Origin of the sequence: Parabacteroides distasonis ATCC 8503, assembly GCF_000012845.1 — a bacterium.
Taxonomy (GTDB): Bacteria; Bacteroidota; Bacteroidia; order Bacteroidales; family Tannerellaceae; genus Parabacteroides; species Parabacteroides distasonis.
Genome location: NC_009615.1, coordinates 65,876 through 86,935, shown reverse-complemented (window position 1 = coordinate 86,935; position 21,060 = coordinate 65,876). Strand labels below are relative to the sequence as shown.

Annotated in this window: 18 protein-coding genes; 10 read left to right on the top strand and 8 right to left on the bottom strand. The window is 48.2% G+C overall.

The genetic code is table 11. The annotated features are described in order from the left end of the window. Positions 1-10: 10 nt before the first annotated feature. The 7 genes from murQ to BDI_RS00365 all read right to left on the bottom strand — a co-directional run bounded on the left by murQ (position 11) and on the right by BDI_RS00365 (position 7,888). Positions 11-841: an N-acetylmuramic acid 6-phosphate etherase gene (gene murQ, locus BDI_RS00395; protein WP_005855245.1), complete on the bottom strand. Its 831-nt coding sequence runs from the start codon at positions 839-841 to the stop codon at positions 11-13. A gap of 3 nt (positions 842-844) precedes the next feature. Continuing rightward, a complete protein-coding gene (locus BDI_RS00390) occupies positions 845-1,699 on the bottom strand; it encodes an ATPase (RefSeq protein WP_011965880.1) in 855 nt (284 codons plus the stop codon). A 7-nt stretch (positions 1,700-1,706) separates the two neighbouring features. Next, the gene (nhaD, locus tag BDI_RS00385; RefSeq protein WP_005855241.1) at positions 1,707-3,134 is read right to left on the bottom strand and encodes a sodium:proton antiporter NhaD; all 1,428 of its coding nucleotides are present in this window, start codon (positions 3,132-3,134) and stop codon (positions 1,707-1,709) included. Between the two features lie 168 nt (positions 3,135-3,302). Further along, positions 3,303-3,827, bottom strand: coding sequence for a biotin/lipoyl-containing protein (locus tag BDI_RS00380; protein ID WP_029257277.1), 525 nt, complete (start codon positions 3,825-3,827; stop codon positions 3,303-3,305). A gap of 17 nt (positions 3,828-3,844) precedes the next feature. After that, on the bottom strand, positions 3,845-5,356 hold the full coding sequence (gene accC / locus BDI_RS00375; protein WP_008774450.1) for an acetyl-CoA carboxylase biotin carboxylase subunit: 1,512 nt from the start codon (positions 5,354-5,356) through the stop codon (positions 3,845-3,847). Positions 5,357-5,368: 12 nt separating this feature from the next. After that, positions 5,369-6,913 carry an acyl-CoA carboxylase subunit beta gene (locus tag BDI_RS00370; protein ID WP_005855235.1) on the bottom strand — a complete coding sequence of 515 codons (1,545 nt, stop codon included), beginning with the start codon at positions 6,911-6,913 and terminating at the stop codon, positions 5,369-5,371. A gap of 141 nt (positions 6,914-7,054) precedes the next feature. After that, entirely contained in the window at positions 7,055-7,888 is an 834-nt protein-coding gene (locus tag BDI_RS00365; protein ID WP_009276805.1) for a phospholipase A, read from the bottom strand. A 154-nt stretch (positions 7,889-8,042) separates the two neighbouring features. Here BDI_RS00365 and BDI_RS00360 point away from each other — a divergent pair, with 154 nt between their 5' ends. Next, positions 8,043-9,851, top strand: a complete 1,809-nt coding sequence (locus tag BDI_RS00360; RefSeq protein ID WP_011965879.1) for a MutS family DNA mismatch repair protein — start codon at positions 8,043-8,045, stop codon at positions 9,849-9,851. A gap of 45 nt (positions 9,852-9,896) precedes the next feature. Here BDI_RS00360 and BDI_RS00355 read toward each other — a convergent pair whose 3' ends face one another. Beyond that, on the bottom strand, positions 9,897-10,688 hold the full coding sequence (locus BDI_RS00355; protein WP_009276803.1) for a M48 family metallopeptidase: 792 nt from the start codon (positions 10,686-10,688) through the stop codon (positions 9,897-9,899). Between the two features lie 381 nt (positions 10,689-11,069). On the opposite strand from BDI_RS00355, the gene BDI_RS00350 reads away from it, so the two are divergent. The 9 genes from BDI_RS00350 (at position 11,070) to BDI_RS00310 (ending at position 21,059) form a co-directional block, all read left to right on the top strand. Continuing rightward, positions 11,070-11,510, top strand: coding sequence for an arginine repressor (locus tag BDI_RS00350; protein ID WP_005855227.1), 441 nt, complete (start codon positions 11,070-11,072; stop codon positions 11,508-11,510). A gap of 28 nt (positions 11,511-11,538) precedes the next feature. Beyond that, a complete protein-coding gene (locus BDI_RS00345; RefSeq protein ID WP_005855225.1) occupies positions 11,539-12,132 on the top strand; it encodes a GNAT family N-acetyltransferase in 594 nt (197 codons plus the stop codon). Positions 12,133-12,170: 38 nt separating this feature from the next. Further along, entirely contained in the window at positions 12,171-13,370 is a 1,200-nt protein-coding gene (locus BDI_RS00340; protein WP_005855223.1) for an argininosuccinate synthase, read from the top strand. Continuing rightward, positions 13,367-14,335, top strand: a complete 969-nt coding sequence (argC, locus tag BDI_RS00335) for an N-acetyl-gamma-glutamyl-phosphate reductase (protein WP_009276801.1) — start codon at positions 13,367-13,369, stop codon at positions 14,333-14,335. Before BDI_RS00340 ends, argC begins: the two co-directional genes overlap by 4 nt. A 14-nt stretch (positions 14,336-14,349) precedes the next feature. Further along, positions 14,350-15,477 (top strand): aspartate aminotransferase family protein, encoded by a 1,128-nt coding sequence (locus tag BDI_RS00330; protein ID WP_011965878.1) that lies wholly within the window; start codon positions 14,350-14,352, stop codon positions 15,475-15,477. 184 nt (positions 15,478-15,661) lie between these two features. Further along, the gene (locus BDI_RS00325) at positions 15,662-16,264 is read left to right on the top strand and encodes a DUF4369 domain-containing protein (RefSeq protein WP_011965877.1); all 603 of its coding nucleotides are present in this window, start codon (positions 15,662-15,664) and stop codon (positions 16,262-16,264) included. Continuing rightward, a complete protein-coding gene (locus tag BDI_RS00320; RefSeq protein ID WP_009276799.1) occupies positions 16,248-17,813 on the top strand; it encodes a DUF6057 family protein in 1,566 nt (521 codons plus the stop codon). Before BDI_RS00325 ends, BDI_RS00320 begins: the two co-directional genes overlap by 17 nt. After that, positions 17,810-19,282: a TolB family protein gene (locus tag BDI_RS00315; RefSeq protein WP_041525531.1), complete on the top strand. Its 1,473-nt coding sequence runs from the start codon at positions 17,810-17,812 to the stop codon at positions 19,280-19,282. The genes BDI_RS00320 and BDI_RS00315 overlap by 4 nt, the downstream gene beginning before the upstream one ends. Before the next feature lie 7 nt (positions 19,283-19,289). Next, positions 19,290-21,059: a DUF6057 family protein gene (locus BDI_RS00310; RefSeq protein ID WP_011965875.1), complete on the top strand. Its 1,770-nt coding sequence runs from the start codon at positions 19,290-19,292 to the stop codon at positions 21,057-21,059. Position 21,060: the final 1 nt, after the last annotated feature.

Genomic DNA, 21,060 nt, shown 5'->3' with positions numbered 1-21,060 from the left:
TAGGAATTATTTATTGATTCAGCCGCCATTCACGGTGATAAGAATCGATCGCCTCCCGGACGGAGCCATGTAGGAGCAGGAGGTTCTTGCTCTGCTCGTAATCCAGACGAAGCTCTTCCATGATCATACGGGTGCCACGGTCCACCAATTTTTGGTTGGTCAGTTGCATGTTCACCATCCGGTTCCCCTTCACCCGGCCAAGCTTGATCATCGTGGAGGTCGTGATCATATTCAGCACCATCTTCTGGGCCGTACCGCTCTTCATCCGCGTACTTCCGGTGACGAACTCCGGACCTACTACCGGCTCGATGGCGATCTCCGCCTCCGCCGCCATCGGAGAGTCCGGGTTGCAGGAGATAGAGGCCGTCAGGATTCCCTCGGAGCGTGCCTTACGCAGGGCGCCGATCACGTAGGGAGTCGTACCCGAGGCGGCTATCCCCACCAAAGTATCGTTCGTATTGATATGATATTGTTGAAGTTCCTCCCAAGCCTTATCCAGATCGTCTTCCGCCGACTCCACTGGATTCCGGAGCGCCCGGTCGCCGCCGGCGATCAAACCGATCACCAAGGTATTCGGCATACCATACGTGGGAGGGATCTCGGAGGCGTCCAAGACGCCCAAGCGACCACTCGTACCCGCCCCGATATAGAAGAGCCTACCGCCTCTCCGCATTCGCTCTACGATACGGGTTACCAGCTTCTCGATCTTCGGGATCTCCCGGCCAACGGCGATCGCCACTTTCCGGTCCTCGTTATTGATGCCTTCCAGCAACTCCCGGACAGACATCTGATCCAGATTATCGTACAACGATTCCGACTCGGTTATCTTTTGAAATGCCATAACTCATTCATTTTTTTCTTCGTTCATAAAATGATACCGGATCAATCCGTTCATGGGAGCCTGTACGACCGTACCGACCTTCAAGCCTAAGGATAAGGCCGCCGCTCTCAATACCTCCTGATAATAATAGGCGATAGAGCCTACGAAATGAATCGGGTACGTATCAGCTCCCGGATATAACGCCACGTTACGGAGGAAAAAGCTACGGAAACTCGTATAGACCAAATTATAAATCGGTTGCTCGGTGATATTCTCCAACAAGAAACGGGACAAGGTAGCCAAGAAACGATTCGGGAAAGGTTGTTTATATACCCGCTCCAACAATAAGGCGGGCGTCAACTCATATTGATCCATAAACTTCCGAACCAAAGGCGCCGGCAACTGACGCTTCAAGCAATCCCCTACCAATAACTTCCCGAGCACGGCGCCACTACCCTCATCCCCCAGAATGAATCCCAAGGGAGAGATATGCTCCGTTATCTCCGTCCCGTCATACAGACAAGAATTCGATCCCGTCCCCAATATACAGGCGATTCCCGGACGGCTCCCGCATAAGGCACGAGCAGCCGCCATCAAGTCACTATACACCTCTATGGGAGCCGGGATATAAGGCGTAATCGCCTCTTCCACGATCCGGTTCTTCTCCGGGAAGGCGCAACCGGCGCCATAGAAGTAAATGGCATCGATCCGCTCACCCTTCAAGGCGGGCAATAAGGCATCCCGGATTTCTCCGGCGATCTCCTCCCGTGTCTGGAAGAAGGGATTGATACCCGCCGTCACGACCGTACGCACCGGTCTGCCTTGATCCGCCAGGCACCACTCCGTCTTTGTAGATCCGCTATCCGCAATTAATATCATACACTTATTATAATATCAAATTCTGGAGAATATATACCACCGCACCAGACAAATATCCCGCCAAGGCCAGCAGCGAGATATTCTTCAAGTACCAAATGAAATTGATCCGCTCCAGGCCCATCACGACGACTCCGGCGGCGGAACCGATGATCAACATACTTCCACCTACTCCTGCGCAATAAGCCAAGAACTGCCAGAACACGCCGTCTTGCATGAAGTTCGCCAGATAAGCCGGATCAGTCGCCGCAGCCACCATAGCGTCCGTAGCCACCGGGTACATACCGATAGCACCCGCTACCAACGGAACATTATCCACGATAGACGATAAGGCGCCGATAATCAGGTTCACCGCATACACATTGCCTACCGTATCGTCCAGCCAGAAAGCGAAATCCGACAATACGCCGCTGCAACGCAAGGCATCCACCGCCAAAAGGATTCCGAGGAAGAATAACAAGGTCGCCCCGTCTATACGGTGAACCACCTTGGACAAGCGCAATTTCAAGTCCTCGTCGATCGGTTTACGGGCGTATAGCATCTCCGTATAGAACCAAAGAATACCCACTCCCATCAAGATACCCATAAACGGGGGAAGATGAGTAACCGTCTTGAATACAGGCACGAACAATAAACACAACACACCGATGATCAAGATCGATAACTTCTCCTTATCCTTCAATTTCTTCAGCAACTCATTGTCCGCCTCCATTTGCGAGAATGCGTTAGGGGGCGTCACGTTGCCATGCAAGAAACGCATGGCGATCAAGACCGGGATCAACGCCGATACGATACTCGGCAGGATCAAATGGGGGATCGTGGATGAGGTGGAGATATTTCCCCTTACCCAAAGCATGATCGTAGTCACGTCGCCGATCGGTGACCAAGCGCCACCGCTATTCGCCGCTATAATAATGATACTGCCGAACACCCACCGCTCTTTATAATTCCCGAGCAACTTACGGATCAACATGATCATGACGATCGAGGTGGTAAGGTTGTCCAACACGGCCGACATAAAGAACGTGATCACGGCGATCAACGCCAGCAGTTTCTTCTTTTTCTTCGTGGTAATATGATTCGTGATAAACATGAAACCGCCATGGGCATCGATCAGCTCCACGGTTATCATCGCCCCGATCAGGAATATAAGTGTCTCGGCGATCTCTCCGATACTATCCAGAACCTGATGCTCCACGACGAACCGGGTACATTGTTCCTTAAACGTTAAAGAACCCAAAGAGGGGAACGATTCCAAGAACAAGCTGAATTCCTCTGCCGAGGCCCTCGGGATGAAAAACGGGGCCGCATACGTGTACATAACCCATAAGACCGTACCGATAAGCAAAGCCGTTCCCGCCTTGTTTATCTTTAGAGGATGTTCCAATGCGATCATCAAATAACCGACAAGGAACACAATGACCATTGCTGTCAACATAACTTCATGATTTAGGTTTAAACGCTACAAATGTAGAAATAATAACTCTGTAACACGATAGAAAGACGGAATGTTTTTTAAGATAATTTTACCAAACATGCGAAAGGAACCGGACTGCTCCGATTCCTTTCCTATTCTCTCGAGGGAAAACTATAACCCCGAGACAACTCACTCTACAACCAACATCTTATCACCCACGGAGACCTTGTCCGTCTCATTGACATACACCTCTTTCACCACCCCATCGATCGGCGTACGAATCTCGTTCTCCATCTTCATGGCAACCAATACGCAAAGCGGGTCTCCCGCCTTGACCTCATCGCCTACCTTGACATATACCTTCTGGATCACGCCCGGCATCTGGGCCTGTATGACCTGACGGCCGACCGTCTTGGAACTGGTTCTCGACAGGCGTAATTTCTTCAACTCGTCAATCACCTGTACTTGGAAATAATCACCTTTATTCTTTACCTCATAGGTGGAATCTCCAACACTGGATATTTGTACGCCATGAGATTTATGGTTCATGATGATCGAGTGGATCGTATCTCCGCCCAGATTGTAATCTACATCATAAACGGTACCGTTTACGGATACTTTCTTGATAGGCCCGTCTTCCAGAATCTCTACCTTGAACTCTGTGTCGGGAATATCGTTAACCGTGGCAAAATAAGTCGCTAAAGCCTTTGACATAATCATTCCTCCTCTCATTAAAAGTTATTGGCTAACATTTGTAACTTCCCGTAGTGTTTCCACAGGGACTCCCCTACCAGCGGAACGGTCGTCGCACGGGCGGCCGCCTCTTTCTCCTCCTCGTAATGCTTCAAGGCGGCGGCGATCACGGCGACGGTCGGGTCGCTGTTCTGGCGACGCTTCAAGTCTTCCTTATCGAACTTAGTGTCGATAAAGGTCGTATCGTAATTCCCCTTCAAGAAAGTCGCATTATGCAACACACGCAGGTGGAAGGGAATCGTTGTCTTGATTCCCAAGATCTTGTATTCCCGCAAGGCACGTATCATATTCGAGATGGCGGACTCACGGGTCCGGCCCCATGTGCAAAGCTTGGCGATCATCGGATCGTAATGCAAGGACACCTCGAAACCGGCGTAAGCGGCGCTATCCAGACGTACGTTACGTCCCTCGGGAGCCTCACGCACCTTGATCACGCCCGGAGAGGGCATAAAGTTATTTTCCGGGTCCTCCGCATAGATACGGCATTCCAAGGCATGCCCTCGGCAAGCCACATCTTCCTGCTTATAAGGCAGACGATTTCCTGCGGCCACCAAGATCATATCGCGAACCAAGTCCACGCCCGTTGTCTCCTCCGTCACCAGATGCTCCACTTGAAGGCGGGTATTCATCTCGAGGAAATAGAAGTTCTGGTCCTTATCCATCATGAACTCCAACGTCCCGGCACTGTAGTAACCGATTTTCTTGCAAGCCTCCACCGCTACGGCCAACATCTTCTGGCGAGCGGCCTCCTTCACGAATGGAGAGGGCGCTTCCTCGATCACTTTCTGGTTACGGCGCTGGATGGAGCACTCACGCTCATACAGATGGATCACGTTCCCATATTTATCCCCGAGTACCTGCACCTCGATATGATGGGGGTTCTCGATATACTTCTCGATATAGATGGCATCGTTTCCGAACGAGTTGGCCGCCTCGGAACGAGACATACGGAAAGCCGCTTCCATCTCATCCTCGCTATGTACCAAACGCATACCCTTTCCACCGCCTCCGGCAAGCGCCTTTAGCATAATCGGATAACCCACCTCGGCGGCAACTTTCTTGGCATCCTCTATGTCCGTCACCGGCTTTTCCGTTCCGGGTACAACCGGCACACCGGCTTCTTTCATGATCTTACGGGCCTCGGTCTTGATACCCATCTTGGCGATCACGTCGGCGCTCGGGCCGATAAAGATCACGCCCTCCTCCTCGCAACGACGGGCGAAGTCGGCGTTCTCCGACAAAAAGCCGTAACCCGGATGAATGGCGGCTCCTGTCTTCTTGGCGATCTCAAGGATCAAGTCCGGCTTCAAGTAAGAGGTATCCGCTTCATCTTCCGAGATGCAGTAGGCTTCCTCCGCATAACGTACATGTAATGCTCCGCGATCCACATGCGTATAGATCGCTACGGTCGGGATGTTCATCACCCGGCAGGTGCGGAATATCCGCATCGCTATCTCGCCACGATTGGCTACTAATACTTTCTTTATCATAAGGATTCGTTTTTAAAGAGGAATATTGGAATGCTTCTTCGGAGGATTGGATTGCCGTTTGTTGGCCAGCAACTCAAAACTACGGATCAAGCGGCTGCGTGTGATAGACGGCTCGATGATCTCGTCTACATAGCCTAACTCAGCGGCCCGGTACGGGTTAGCGAACTTCTCCCGGTAATCGGCTTGCAATTCCTTCCGTTTGCCTTCGGGATCTTCCGCGGTCTTCAAATCCTTACGGAACAAGATATTCACGGCACCATCCGGTCCCATGACAGCGATCTCGGCGGTTGGATAAGCGAAGTTGATATCGCCCCGGATATGCTTGGAGCTCATCACGTCGTAAGCGCCACCGTAAGCCTTTCGGGTAATGACGGTCACTTTCGGCACGGTAGCCTCGCAATACGCATACAATAACTTAGCGCCATGACGGATAATTCCCTCGTACTCTTGGTTCACGCCCGGCAAGAAACCCGGTACATCCACCAGCGTCAACAACGGTATATTAAACGCATCGCAGAAACGGACGAAACGGGCGGCCTTTACGGACGCGTTGATATCCAGCGTACCGGCCAACGCAGCAGGTTGATTCGCCACGACACCGATCGTCTTTCCATTCAAACGGATATAACCGATAATGATATTCTTGGCATATTCCTCTTGTATCTCGAAGAAGTTTTGATCATCAGCCACGGAAAGGATCAACTCTTTCATGTCGTACGGCTGGTTGGGATTGGTAGGAACCAGCAGATCCAATTGCGGATCGATGCGGTTCGGGCTATCGGTGGTAGGGACGAATGGCGGCTCTTCCATATTATTATTCGGCAAGAACGACATCAACTCACGTATCTTCAAGATACAATCCATATCGTTATCCGCCGTGCAATGAGCCACTCCGGAACGGGTGCTATGCACTTCCGAGCCTCCCAGATTCTCCATCGTAACCTCTTCTTGCGTCACGCTTTTCACGACCTCCGGGCCGGTGATAAACATATAGCTCGTTTGTTTTACCATAAAGATAAAGTCCGTCAACGCCGGCGAGTAAACCGCTCCACCCGCACACGGGCCCATAATAGCGCTAATCTGCGGGATCACGCCCGAAGCCAACGAGTTCCGGAGGAATATCTCGGCGTATCCCGCCAAGGAACGAACCCCTTCTTGAATACGTGCGCCTCCCGAATCGTTCAACCCGATCACCGGAGCGCCTAGTTCCGTTGCCATGTCCATGATCTTACAGATCTTACGGGCATACGTCTCAGACAAGGCCCCACCGAATACCGTGAAGTCCTGAGCGAAAACAAATACCGTGCGTTGCCCGATCATTCCGTAACCGGTGACCACGCCATCCCCTAATGGACGCTGTTTTTCTAAACCGAACTCATGGCACGTATGTGTCACGAACTTGTCGATTTCCACGAAACTACCTTTTTCCAATAGTAGTTCGATTCTTTCTCTAGCGGTTAGTTTACCTGCCGCATGTTGCTTCGCGATGCGGTCTTCTCCGCCCCCTAACTCAGCTTTGTGGTTGAGAGCTTTTAATTGTTCAATTTTTTCCTTCATGGCGTATCTCTTTAATTATCCGGGAAACGTTCAATATATTAGAAAACAAAGTCTGTAAATGTATTGTTTCCTAAAGAAACGAAATGTATCATATATTACATCTATCGCCCGATCAATGAGATCTATCAAGAAGGATATTTTTTAGTAAATACTGAAATCTTGCGGCTTGATCACGAAACCGATCCGCAGCATGCTTTTGTATTGATTGTATTCCAAAAGGTTCTCACCGTAACCATTATAATATTGCAGGAAGAAATATTGGTTCTCGTTATTATTAAACTTATAGCTCAACTCGATCTGAGTGTTAAAGCTGAACCAAGTCTTTCGTTTGGTCAAGATAACCCCGCAGTTAAAGCGCCTGTTGTCTGTCCGGTAATTGGCGGCTACTTGGAATATACCATTATATTTAAGGATGTCTTTATTTTCCTTGCCATCCACGATCGGTATCCAGCCCTTGAATTGAACTTCCCAGTTCTTATTCAACAGGACAGCCGCCGCTAGGGTGATCTTGTTCCAACTTCGGGAGAAGATGCTATCTTTACCGTTCGACTCGTGCTCGACCATCAAATAGCCTTTCCCGATATATTTATTCTTATGCACGATAAGGTGCCCCAAACCGATACCCGGATTAAAATTCAAGTCGCGCATCGGCAAGGACTCTTGAAAGACATTCCAAAAAGCCTTTTGCGTGTATTGCAAGAAAAGATAGGTATCGAAGGGGAGTTTACTTTTCGTAAGACGTTGGGCGATGCTCAACTGGAATTTAACGTCGGAGTTTCTCGCCGTAGGCTTGTTGCCGATAGGGATACCGCCAATAAAATAATTGTCCTTGAATAAGGTAAAATAAGGTGACTTATCCAAAATCGCACGAATACTATCCGCGTTATAACTCTCTTCCGGCCCTTTCGCTAAAACTTGCGAATGTGCCATACCGCAAACAAAAAGGAAGAGAAAGGATATAATCGTTTTTTTCATAAATGATCTTAAATTATAAATGTGTCCGCGAATATAGGGGAAACGGCAGTTGGCTTTATCGCCCAAATTACATGAATAATGGTCATTTCACCTATGAATATAATATATAAACCAAAATTCAAGAGGTTAGTTCATTTTTCCTATATTCGCGGCTATGGAAGAAATCTATAGTTATTACAAAGAAAATATCGACGCTTATACACGGCGCTTGGGTAATTTGAAAAAGAATATCCATTTGATGGGGAGTATCCGGTTGGCTTTAGTGGTGGGAGCGATCCTCTCCTTATGGATATTCAGGGATGAGAGTTGGCAATGGCTGACAGGGATCACCTTCGCTTATATCATCCCGTTCGCGCTCCTGATGTGGTACCATAATAAAATGTACGCACGAAAAGTATACGCCGAGACCTTGATCAAACTGAACGAGGATGAGCTAAAAGGACTGGACTATGATTTCAGTGCGTTCGACGGGGCGGCCGATAAGATCTCGGGCGAGCACTCTTTCTGCTTGGATCTGGATGTGTTTGGAGACCGCTCCTTGTTTCAATCGCTCAATCGTACCGTAACCGGGTTCGGGCGGGAACGACTGGCCGGTTGGCTCTCGAATCCCTTGACGGATAAGAAGGAGATCGTCAAACGGCAAGAGGCTGTCAAGGAATTAGCGACTTTATCCGCCTTACGGCAGCATTTCTATGTGACGGGAATCATCCGGCAGGACACGCAAGATACGAGAGACAACGATATCAACTTTATGGACCGACTCACTCAGCGTAAGCATAAATTCGTTGATAGCCTACCGTGGAAACTATTGATCTGGGCGGTCCCAGTGTTGTGGATCGTATTGGGTATCGCTTACTCGCTGGATTGGATCAGCGGGAGTTTATTGAATATTTATTTCTTAATCACGTTAGTGATCGCTTACGGACGAGCCAAGGAAATCAATGCGCTTTACGCGACCGTCAATAAGATGGAGTCTATTTTCAATCGGTACTCAAAGCTGATGCAATGTGTGGAAGAAGATAATTTCCAGTCGGAAGAGCTGAAAGAGATCAGCGGGCAATTAGCGAATGAGAAGGAATTGGCCTCGCATGCTATCAAACGCTTGTCGTCGTATATCGGAGGATTAGACCAACGATTCAGTTTGGCGGGTATCATTTTCAATCTCTTCTACTTGCGGGATACACGCCATGCCATCCTTTTGGAACGCTGGATTCAGACTTACTCCGATAAACTTCCGCTTTGGTTCGACGCGCTGGCTCGTTTCGACGCGCTGAACTCGTTGGGTGGTTTCGCTTTCAACCATCCGGAATACATCTATCCGGAGATTGCCGACACTTATTTCCAGATGGAAGGCAAGGCTTTGGGACATCCTCTTTTGAACCGGGAAGTCTGCGTAAAGAACGATATCGATATCCGCAAAAGTCCTTGGTTCCTGATTATCACCGGAGCGAATATGGCCGGAAAAAGTACATACCTCCGGACGATCGGTGTCAATTACTTATTGGCTTGCGTAGGCGCTCCGGTCTGCGCCGCCTCCTTGACGGTTTATCCCGCCCACATGGTTACCAGCTTACGTACCTCGGATTCCTTGGCTAGCAACGAGTCTTATTTCTTCGCGGAGTTGAAACGGCTGAAAATGATTATCGACAGGCTGCAAAACGGGGAGAAGCTATTTATCATCTTGGACGAGATCTTGAAGGGAACAAATTCTATCGACAAGCAGAAAGGCTCTCTTGCCCTTATGAAACAGCTGGTCGCTTATAAGGCTTGCGGCATCATCGCCACCCACGATTTAGTGTTGGGTACTTTGGAGGAAGAGTTCCCGGAACAAATAAAGAATTACCGCTTCGAAGCGGATATAAAAGACGAGGAGCTATCCTTCTCTTATCAACTAAGAGAAGGAATAGCCCAGAATATGAATGCTTGTTTCTTAATGAACAAGATGGGAATCTTGTTTAATTGAAAATTGAGACAAGTGATAAAATAACTGTCACTTGTCAACTGCCAACTACTTTTTGTATTTGGTTTTGATTGCGGGTAGGACTTTTTGGATTTCCGCTATACGAGTGGCATCACTGGGGTGCGTACTCATAAATTCCGGCGTAGAGCCACTCTTTCCGGCGGACATCTTTTGCCAGAAGTTGACTGCCACGTCCGGATTGTATCCCGCCATAGTCATGAATACCAATCCCATATAATCCGCTTCCGACTCGTGCTTACGGGAGAAAGGAAGCATTACGCCATACTGCGCTCCCACACCATATACCGTATTGGCCGCTTGCTGTACCGCCGCACTCTTATTGCTTACGGCCGCACCTAAAATAGCCGCCCCGTATTGGGCCATTAGTTGCTGGCTCATACGCTCATTGCTGTGTTTAGCTACGGCATGGGCGACCTCATGCCCGATGACTACCGCCAATTCATCGTCCGAGGAAACCAATGGCAGCAATCCCTCGTACACCACGATCTTGCCGCCTGGCATACAGAAGGCGTTCACCTGCGGATCATTCACCAAATTAAACTCCCAAGAGAAGTTTTTTACCTCATCCGCCATCCCGTTCGCCCGCAAATAGTCCTCCGTAGCGGCGGCTATCTTCTTTCCGACCCGGGTTACCATAGCGCTCTTGTTCACGTTCGTCGATTTTTTCGCCGTCTTTATATAATCGTTATACTGGGTAAGGCTGGACGATAACACCTCTTGGTCCGAAACCAACAGCACTTGCTTACGTCCTGTCAACGGTACGCTGGAACAGCCTGCCAATAAAAGCAAGGCCACGAATAAACTTGCTATTTTTCTCATATCCTTTTACTTGAAATTAAACCTGATACTCTCTTTTTAATAACGCAAAGATACTACCATTTTGTTCAAAACGACCACACCCTTTCGTTCTTTCTATAGGAAGTATTAGCCTTTCCTTTGAATGACATTCATCATCTATCATCCGTTGCATGATCATCCACCAATTGGTAGATGATCTTCTAACAGCTGTTGCATGATCATCCAATGGCTGATAGAAGACGAATATAAATAGATGAAATGCCTAACACTTACAGTGATTAAACCTAAGCTAAGCAGGAAAATCCCTTACCCCCTACTTATATCAGAAAAAAAAGCCCTTGATTGTATATTTATTCAACAATACTCTTTATATTTGCAGCCTGTTTTGCATAAATATACAACATGAGTACAAAGAAGGAACGATTGGATGCCATTTGCGGTATTATACAAACGAAGGTGATAAGTAATCAAGAAGAACTGCTTAAAGAGTTGGAAGATAGCGGATTCTCGGTTACGCAAGCTACGCTTTCCCGCGACATCAAGCAACTGAAAGTAGCCAAGGTACACGACGGAAACGGAGATTATGTATATCGCCTTCCCGAAGAGAGTATAAGCAAACAAGCACAGCCTGAAGGCAAGAAAAAGCCGAATATCGAGTTTTCCGGAAACTTAGCGGTGGTGAAAACACGACCGGGTTACGCCATGGGAATCGCCTCGGACATAGACTCCCATGCCCCCAGCGAGATACTGGCCACCATAGCCGGAGACGATACGATCTTGGTAATCCCCCGCAACGGTGTGAGCCAAGAGAAGGTGATTGCCGCTTTATCACATTTTATATAAAAGGAAAAAACTAAGAACAAACAATAAAATGGAACAAGAAATAGAAATTGATGTTATGATCGCTGATGCCTCTCACGAGGTATATGTGGATACGATCCTAGATACGATCGAGTCTGCCGCTAAAGTCCGGGGCACGGGTATCGCCAAACGTACGCACGAGTATGTGGCCCAGAAGATGAAAGAGGGCAAAGCGGTGATCGCCTTGGCGGGAAACGAGTTCGCCGGGTTTAGTTATATCGAGTCATGGGGAAACAAGCAGTACGTGACTACCTCCGGCTTGATCGTGCATCCGGATTTCCGGGGCTTGGGTATAGCGAAACGCATCAAAGACATGACCTTCCAGCTTGCCCGCATGCGCTGGCCGAAAGCAAAGGTATTCAGCCTTACCTCCGGCGCTGCCGTGATGAAGATGAATACCGAGCTGGGATATGTACCGGTTACGTTCTCCGACTTGACGGACGATGAGGCTTTCTGGCGAGGTTGCAACGGTTGCGTGAACCACGATATCTTGGAACGCACCGAACGTAAGTATTGCATCTGCACGGCCATGCTGTTCGACCCAGCCGATCCGCATCGTGCGCAACGAGAGCGGGAGGCCCGTAATCAGACTAAAAAGGACTAAATTAATACGATAGAAAAACAACATAAAATAAAGAAACGATGAAGAAGAAAGTAGTAGTAGCGTTCAGCGGAGGTTTGGATACCTCATTCACGGTCATGTATCTGGCTAAAGAAAAAGGATACGAGGTATACGCCGCTTGCGCTAACACAGGTGGTTTCAGCGAGGAACAATTGAAACAAAACGAGGAGAACGCCTATAAGCTAGGCGCCACGAAATACGTGACGATCGACGTTACGAAAGAGTATTACGAGAAGAGCTTGAAGTACATGATTTTCGGAAACGTGCTGCGTAATGGTACGTATCCGATCTCCGTAAGCTCCGAGCGTATCTTCCAAGCCTTGGCGATCGCCCGCTACGCAAACGAGATTGGCGCCGACGCTATCGCCCATGGTTCTACCGGAGCCGGTAACGACCAGATCCGTTTCGATATGACTTTCTTGGTATTGGCTCCGAACGTGGAGATTATCACGTTGACCCGCGATATGGCCTTGAGCCGCGAGGAAGAGATCAACTACTTGAAGGAGCACGGTTTCGAGGCCGATTTCACGAAGTTGAAATATTCCTATAACGTAGGTCTTTGGGGAACCTCTATCTGCGGCGGCGAGATTCTTGATTCCGCGCAAGGATTGCCCGAGAGCGCATATTTGAAACAGGTGGAGAAGACTGGCAGCGAGCAATTGCGCATCGAGTTCAAGAACGGTGAGGTTCATGCCGTGAATGGTGAGGTGTTCGAGGATAAGATCGCCGCTATCCAGAAGATCGAGGAGATCGGGGCCGCTTACGGTATCGGCCGTGATATGCACGTGGGCGATACGATCATCGGCATCAAGGGACGGGTCGGTTTCGAGGCTGCCGCTCCTATGTTGATTATCGGGGCGCACCGCTTCTTAGAGAAATATACGTTGAGCAAATGGCAACAATACTGGAAGGATCAGGTAGCGAACTGGTACGGCATGTTCTTGCACGAGAGCCAATATCTGGAACCGGTGATGCGCGATATCGAGGCGATGTTGCAAGAGTCTCAGCGTAACGTGAACGGTACGGCTATTCTGGAGCTTCGTCCGTTGTCCTTCTCTACCGTTGGCGTAGAATCTGAGGATGACTTGGTGAAGACGAAATTCGGTGAGTACGGAGAGATGCAGAAAGGCTGGACCGCCGAGGACGCTAAGGGCTTCATCAAGGTTCTTTCTACTCCGTTGCGTGTTTATTATACGAACCATAAAGACGAAGAGATATGATTAAATGCGGAATTATAGGCGGAGCGGGTTACACGGCGGGTGAATTGATCCGCCTGCTCCTAAACCACCCTGATGCCGAGCTTACATTTATAAACAGTAGCAGTAACGCCGGTAACAAGATCACGGACGTGCATGGTGGTCTTTATGGCGAGACGGATTTGGTGTTCACCAGCGAGTTGCCGTTAGATAGCATCGACCTTCTGTTCTTCTGTACCGCTCATGGCGATACGAAAAAGTTCATGGAGAACCACACGGTTCCCGAGAACGTGAAGATTATCGACCTGAGCATGGACTACCGGATCGAAGGCCCGGAGCACGATTTCGTGTACGGCCTGCCGGAATTAAACCGCCGCCGAATTTGCAACGCCCGGCATATAGCGAACCCCGGTTGTTTCGCTACTTGCATCCAATTGGGCGTATTGCCGTTGGCGAAGCACTTGATGCTGAATTCCGACTTGCATGTCAATGCCATCACGGGTTCTACGGGAGCGGGCGTGAAGCCTTCTTCCACCTCTCACTTTAGCTGGCGCAACGACAACATATCAATCTATAAGCCTTTTACGCATCAGCACTTGGCCGAGATCAACCAGAGCTTGAGCCAGTTGCAGAAGAGCTATTCAAGCCGGATCAACTTCATCCCCGTACGCGGTAATTTCTCCCGTGGTATATTCGCCACGACATACATCGATTGCAAGATTGACTTGGTGGAGATCCGACGTATTTATGAGGAATATTATGATGATCACAGCTTCACGTTTATCACTGATAAGAACCCGGATTTGAAACAAGTGGTAAATACGAATAAATGCTTGATCCACTTACAGAAAATAGATGATAAGCTTCTTATTATCTCTATGATCGATAACTTATTGAAGGGTGCTAGCGGCCAAGCGGTCCACAACATGAACTTATTGTTCGGGTTGGAGGAGACGGTTGGCTTACACTTAAAACCCTCCGCGTTTTAAAAAATACTATAAAGATGAATTTATTCGACGTATATCCATTATTTAATATAGAGATCGTACAAGGCAAGGGATGTCATGTATGGGATAGCGAGGGAAACGAGTACCTCGACTTATATGGCGGCCATGCCGTGATCTCGGTGGGGCACAGCCACCCTACTTACGTAAAGGCGATTACCGAGCAGGTAAATAAATTAGGCTTTTACTCGAACTCGGTTATCAATAGCTTGCAACAAAAATTAGCGGATAAGCTAGGGAAGGCTTCCGGCTACGATGATTATTCGTTGTTCTTGATCAACTCCGGAGCGGAGGCGAACGAGAACGCGTTAAAGCTCGCCTCTTTTCATAACGGGAAGAAGCGGGTGATCGCATTCAAGCACGCCTTTCATGGACGTACCTCCGCCGCCGTTCGTGTCACGGATAACCCGAAGATCATCGCTCCGGTAAATGAGGATCTAGCGGTTACTTATCTTCCATTGAACGACGCTTCCGCCGTAGAGGAAGAGTTGAAGAAGGGGGATGTATCGTCCGTGATCATCGAAGGTATCCAAGGTGTAGGTGGCATCCAATTGCCAACGGATGATTTTATGCGTGAGTTACGCAACCTGTGTACGACTTATGATGCCTGTCTGATCTTGGATGAGATTCAATCCGGATATGGAAGAAGCGGTAAATTCTTCGCACATCAATATGCCGGTATCAAGCCGGATTTGATCTCGGTAGCGAAAGGTATCGCCAATGGCTTCCCGATGGGTGGGTTATTGATCAGCCCGAAATTCAAGCCGGTTTATGGTATGCTCGGCACTACTTTCGGCGGTAACCATTTGGCTTGCGCAGCCGCTATCGCCGTTCTCGATATTATGGAAGACGAGCGTTTGATTGATAACGCGGCGAAAGTGGGTGCCTATTTATTGGATGAGCTTCATAAACTTCCGGGTATCAAGGAAATTCGGGGCCGTGGTTTGATGATCGGTATCGAGTTCGAGGAATCTATCAAGGAAGTACGTAGCAAACTTCTCTTTGAGGAGAAAGTGTTCACGGGCGTAGCCGGAACCCATACGATCCGTCTGCTTCCTCCGCTTTGCTTGACGATGGATGAGGCCAAGGAATTTATCCGTCGCTTCAAGAAAGTCCTAAACGCTTAATTGTTCTTTATTTCATAAAAAGGGAGGATGTCTGAATTAGTGTCCTCCTTTTTTCCATTCCTCCCCAACAGCGACGTAAATTAAGTATCACCCTTTGTCAAAAAAACATCATTCCCTTTTCCGAAAAAATACTAACTTTACGCAGTCTAAACTTTGAGTCTCTAATTACTAATGAACACGATCGATGAAATATCTATTTATAGGAGTATTCACTTTATTGTGCCTATTTGCCTGTCAATCTAACGATTCCAAATACATCATAGAAGGCACCCTACCCACCGCACAGCAGGATGGGGAATGGATTTATCTGGCACCCATGGAAAACGCCTCAATCGAAAATATCGATTCTACGAGAATAGAGAACGCACGGTTTACTTTCCAAGGAACGGGAGAAGAGATGAAAGTCCTCCGTATGCGCATCCTTTTGCGTCTCAAGTTCCAAGAGCTACTGGTCGTAACGGAACCGGGTGTGACCTCAGTACGGATAGACTCCATCAGCTCGGCCTCCGGTACACCGCAAAACGACGCCTTGCAACATTGGAAAGACCGTAAGCAAAAGACCGATGGCGAATCCTATGCCCTATGGACAGCGCTTAAGACCTGCTCGCCGGGAGATTCCATCCGCATCAAGCAGACATGGGATTCCTTGAGAGTAGAGACGCAAGCTTTTAATTATGCGTTCATGAAAGAACATATCAACCAAACGGTCGGGAAATTCCTCTATAAGATGATAAAAACCTCCTTGACCGAAGAGCAACGAAAGGAACTGGATGAAGCGAATCATTAAACAGGATCTGTCGATCACGCTAGCGGTACTGGCGATAGCGATCTTCGCTTTCTTCTTCTGGATGTACCCCTATCATTTGTTCCACAAAGAGCAAATGATGCTGTTCTTGTACAGCGGCGAGTTTCTCCGTGGATATTTTCAGGAGGAAGCGTGGCTGGCTTGTCTCACCGGCGATTTCCTCACGCAATTCTTTTATTATATCGGGGGAGGCCCGTTCATCCTAAGCGTTGTCTTAACTTTATTTGCCCTGCTTACCTATCAGACATTCCGGCAATTCGTCAGCAAGAGATACGCCCTTCCTCTTATGATACTACTTGTATTATGGGAGGCCGGAAGGTCTTGCGGACTCGCCTATCCGTTATCCGCGACTCTCTCCTTGATCGGAGCAGAAGGTGTTTTCCTGTTATATAGCCGGAGCCAAACTGAGGGGCAACGTCTTCTTACCTGCATTCCCGCCATGCTTCTTTGCTATTGGTGCTTCGGGTACGGGGCATGGCTCTGTCTGGCCCTTATGCTGGCCGCCGGAATCATAGCGCACCATCAAAAGCTAAGTGCCCTGCTTGCGGCAGGTATATTACTTCTTCCAGCGACCCAATATCCCGCTACCACTTGGTGGAGTAAGCCGGATCTCGACCGGGAGTATGTACTCAGCCTCGATGTGGAACATTATTTCGGAAATATACAAAAGATGAGGAAACATCTCGAGACAGACCGCCAAATCCTTTGGGTGACCTATTACCGGAACCTGTACAATGCCACGCATCCGTCCGAGATCAACTCACCCGTATCTCTCTCCCGGAACCTCCTAGCGTGGAATCAACCGGGTACGAATGGGTTGATCCTCCCCGTGAACCCATCCGCTTCTTTTCTCTCTATCCTATTCGCTAACGAGTTATGGTTTACGTTAGGAGATATGACCATGGCCGAGCATTGCGCCATGCTAAGTATGATCTTCTCTCCCCGCAATTCGGGTAGCCGTATGATCAAACGGCTGGCTGAGATCAATCTGGTCAATGGGGATGATGAGGCAGCTCTTAAATATCTACGTATATTAGACAAGACACTCCTTCATAAAAGCTGGGCCGAAAAGAGAATACCCGGTCAGCAAACCCCGCGAGTAAAGGAGTGGCTGGAGAAGAAACGCAGAGACATCCCGACCCAAGACCATCTACGTTCCGGTAACGATGCCGTGACTTCCTTACGGAACTTAGTCGCCTCGAACGCCGGCAATCTCCGTGCTTACGAATACTTACTCTGCTATCATTTACTCTCTAAAGATCTCCGTTCTTTTGTAGAAGATTATGTACCGGGTAAGGTCTCTAGTTCCATTTTCGCCGAGGCCCTGCTGATCCATCTCGCCCGCCAAGGTAATATCCGTGCGGAAGAGCTTATAAAATACCAAATCCCGGTAAAGATAGCGAAAGAATTCGCCGATTATACCCGGCTTTATGAGGCAAAGGACACGAGTTTGAAAGAGAAATACGGCAAGACCTATTGGTTCTATTATCATTTTGCGACCACAGAGCCCGGAAAGGAGAGTAAGCCATGAAAGAAGCAAGAATCATGAAAGAGAACATAACCTATTACCTCGTCTGGATAATCTGCTTGCTGGCAGGATGTACCCCTACCCCGAAGCAAATAGAGGATACCACAGACCCAATCCCCATGTATCCCGATTATACGGATATCATGATTCCCACGAATATTGCCCCTCTCAACTTCTTATTGAGAAACGATGCGGACGCTATGCAAGTAACCTTAAAAGGGAAATCAAAAGAGATACAATTATCTTTCGGAAAGAAAGCTATTTTCCCTTTAAACCTATGGGAAAGCCTTTTAGAGCAGGAAGTGGGCAACCGCCTGCAAATAACCGTAGTCGCCCGTATCAAGGGTAAATGGCTCCGTTACCCCTCTTTCTACTGGCAAGTAGTTCCGGAGAAACTGGATAGTTATATAAGCTACCGGCTTATCGAACCGGGTTACGAGGTATGGAACAAAATCCAATTATGCGAACGGGAGATTAATTCTTTTGAAGAACGGATTATCGCCGACAACAAAGATACCGACGGTTCTTGCATGAACTGCCATATTTACGGAAATAAGAAAGGAAGTTTATCCATGTTCCATTTACGGGGAAAGCAAGGAGGCACCCTGCTGAACCGTAACGGACATTTGAGGAAGTTGAAATTGAGCAACGACAGTCTGCCGAATGGGGCTGTCTATGGCGATTTCCATCCATCGGGGCAGTTCGCCGTTTTTTCCACGAATATTATCATCCCTGCTTTTCATTCGTTAGGAAGTAAGCGGTTGGAAGTCTATGACACAACCTCCGACCTAGTGGTCGCCGATTTCAGAAAGAAACAACTCATCACCTCCCCATTGACTAGCCGGAAGGATGAGTTAGAGACCTTCCCTACCTTTTCGCCCGATGGGAACTGGATCTATTATTGCTCCGCTCCCATCCAGCCGTTGCCCGATAGCATCCATAACCTAAAATATTCCCTATGCCGCATATCTTTCCATAAAGATACCAAGGAATGGGGCCGACAGATCGAAACCGTATGGGATGCCCAGAAGCATAATGGCTCCGCCTGCCATCCCAAGATATCGCCCGACGGTAAATACCTACTTTTCACGGTAGCCGATTATGGAACCTTCCCGATCTGGCACCGAGAAACAGACCTGCATATGATGAACCTCCAGACCGGGAAGATAGATACCTTACCTGCCGTCAACTCCGATAAATCGGATACCTACCATAGTTGGTCCTCTAACAGCCATTGGTTTGTCTTTGCCAGTAAGCGGGATGACGGACTATACGGAAAGCCTTATTTCTCTTACGTGGATAGTACGGGAAAAGCCTATAAACCTTTCGTTCTCCCGCAAGAGGATCCGGAACATTACGATATCACGTTGAAATCTTATAATATACCTGAATTATCCACTAGCGAGCTTCCTTTCGACGCTGAAGATGTACAAGAAATCTACTACGACGAGGAAGCTGAGACTTTTAAATAATAGAATCATGGAAAATACACGTAAATATAGATACATAAGAGGAATCGCCTCCTTATTATTCGGCTGTGCGATTTGCCTGTTTTGGGGACTTTATTATCCTCATCATTTACATTACCACGAGCAATTCCAGTTATTCCTGTTCACGCCGGAATATGGAATCGACAAATGTCTCCATCCCGGAGGCATCGCTGAATATATAGCGGAGTTCCTGACGCAATTCTATTATTTCGCTTGGGCAGGGGCTACGATCTTGGCGATCGTTCTCGTGCTTATCCAACGGCAAATAAACTGGCTGGCCAAACAAATGGGGGCTTCCGACTTTTGGTATCCGTTCAGCTTTCTCCCCTCTATCCTGCTCTGGGTATTTTTATGTGATGAGAATGCCCTGCTGGCATTCCCTGTCTCCATAACTCTCGCCCTCTTCGCCTTAATCATCCAGCGAAAAATCACTCATCCATGGGGACGAATAATCTATACGCTCCTAATAATGCCGGTACTCTACTGGATCGTAGGTGGTGGGGCCTATTTCATCTTCGTTATCGGAGTAGCAATCGGGCATTGCATCAAACCCGTACCAATCGTATCCAACAAATCCTATATATGGATTCCTATCTACATCTTGCTTGGAATCCTATGCCCCCTATTGGCACAAAGCCTTACGCAATATCCATTGCTTAGCCTCATGACCGGCATCGATTATTATCGTTTCCCCATGATCGTTCCCAACACCCTGTTACTTGTTATTGCTACCGTTGCCATAACCCCCGGGGCACTTGCTTTACTTCCCCCGCCCGTAAAGAGCACTAAGGCATGGATGGGTATTATCTCCACCCTGCTCCTTATCGGTGGCGGCACATGGATCTATGCCGCCAGCAATTCGGATAAGGAGGAGGCTATGAAATACGACTACCTCACCCGCATGAAACAATGGAACCAGATCATCAAGGCGGCGGAAAACAAAGAGCCTAATTCTCCTTTCTCCGTGACCTGCTTAAATCTGGCTCTCGCCAAGACCGGGCAATTAGGGGATCGCATGTTCCATTTCTACCAAAATGGAACGGAAGGATTGATCCCCACCTTCCAAAGAGATTTCACCTCACCGCTCCCTACCAGCGAGATATTCTATCATCTGGGAATGATCAACTCCTCACAACGCTATATGTTCGAAGCGATGGAGGCTATCCCCGACTATAAGAAAAGCGGACGTGCCTATATGCGTCTGGCCGAGACCAACTTGATCAATGGACAATACGCTGTCGCCGCCAAATACCTGCGGGCTTTGCAGCATACCTTGTTCTATAAGAAATGGGCGACCAACGCCATGAGCTATCTAAATAACGATGAAAAGATAGAGAAGCATCCCGAATGGGGATGGTTGAGAAAAGCCCGATATACAGAAGATTTCTTGTTCAGCGACACGGAAATGGATGTCATGCTAGGCTTATTGCTGCAACATAACAAAAGTAACCGGATGGCTTTCGAGTATATGTTAGCCTATGTCTTGCAAAAGAAGGATCTGGAACGTTTCATGAAATATTATCCGCTGGGAAAAGATCTGGGCTATAACCACATACCCATCTCTTATCAAGAGGCATTGATTTTCATTTGGACACAGCAGCATCCTAATTTCCAAGGCCTTCCTTGGAGCATCTCCCGCAACGTATTGGAAGGGGTAAGCGAGTTCGCCCGTGTTTATATGACGCAGAAAGACTCCGAGCCTATCCTTCGCCCAAAATACGAGAAGACATTTTGGTATTACTTATTATTCAGAAAATAAA

What these genes read in the sequence shown, in the direction of transcription:
- BDI_RS00365 (WP_009276805.1), bottom strand. Translation starts at nt 7,888, where the DNA reads ATGAAAAAAACGATTATATCCTTTCTCTTCCTTTTTGTTTGCGGTATG.
- BDI_RS00325 (WP_011965877.1), top strand. Translation starts at nt 15,662, where the DNA reads ATGAAATATCTATTTATAGGAGTATTCACTTTATTGTGCCTATTTGCC.
- BDI_RS00355 (WP_009276803.1), bottom strand. Translation starts at nt 10,688, where the DNA reads ATGAGAAAAATAGCAAGTTTATTCGTGGCCTTGCTTTTATTGGCAGGC.
- BDI_RS00320 (WP_009276799.1), top strand. Translation starts at nt 16,248, where the DNA reads ATGAAGCGAATCATTAAACAGGATCTGTCGATCACGCTAGCGGTACTG.
- BDI_RS00315 (WP_041525531.1), top strand. Translation starts at nt 17,810, where the DNA reads ATGAAAGAAGCAAGAATCATGAAAGAGAACATAACCTATTACCTCGTC.
- BDI_RS00370 (WP_005855235.1), bottom strand. Translation starts at nt 6,913, where the DNA reads ATGAAGGAAAAAATTGAACAATTAAAAGCTCTCAACCACAAAGCTGAG.
- BDI_RS00310 (WP_011965875.1), top strand. Translation starts at nt 19,290, where the DNA reads ATGGAAAATACACGTAAATATAGATACATAAGAGGAATCGCCTCCTTA.
- accC (WP_008774450.1), bottom strand. Translation starts at nt 5,356, where the DNA reads ATGATAAAGAAAGTATTAGTAGCCAATCGTGGCGAGATAGCGATGCGG.
- BDI_RS00350 (WP_005855227.1), top strand. Translation starts at nt 11,070, where the DNA reads ATGAGTACAAAGAAGGAACGATTGGATGCCATTTGCGGTATTATACAA.
- BDI_RS00345 (WP_005855225.1), top strand. Translation starts at nt 11,539, where the DNA reads ATGGAACAAGAAATAGAAATTGATGTTATGATCGCTGATGCCTCTCAC.
- murQ (WP_005855245.1), bottom strand. Translation starts at nt 841, where the DNA reads ATGGCATTTCAAAAGATAACCGAGTCGGAATCGTTGTACGATAATCTG.
- argC (WP_009276801.1), top strand. Translation starts at nt 13,367, where the DNA reads ATGATTAAATGCGGAATTATAGGCGGAGCGGGTTACACGGCGGGTGAA.
- BDI_RS00380 (WP_029257277.1), bottom strand. Translation starts at nt 3,827, where the DNA reads ATGTCAAAGGCTTTAGCGACTTATTTTGCCACGGTTAACGATATTCCC.
- BDI_RS00360 (WP_011965879.1), top strand. Translation starts at nt 8,043, where the DNA reads ATGGAAGAAATCTATAGTTATTACAAAGAAAATATCGACGCTTATACA.
- BDI_RS00340 (WP_005855223.1), top strand. Translation starts at nt 12,171, where the DNA reads ATGAAGAAGAAAGTAGTAGTAGCGTTCAGCGGAGGTTTGGATACCTCA.
- BDI_RS00390 (WP_011965880.1), bottom strand. Translation starts at nt 1,699, where the DNA reads ATGATATTAATTGCGGATAGCGGATCTACAAAGACGGAGTGGTGCCTG.
- nhaD (WP_005855241.1), bottom strand. Translation starts at nt 3,134, where the DNA reads ATGTTGACAGCAATGGTCATTGTGTTCCTTGTCGGTTATTTGATGATC.
- BDI_RS00330 (WP_011965878.1), top strand. Translation starts at nt 14,350, where the DNA reads ATGAATTTATTCGACGTATATCCATTATTTAATATAGAGATCGTACAA.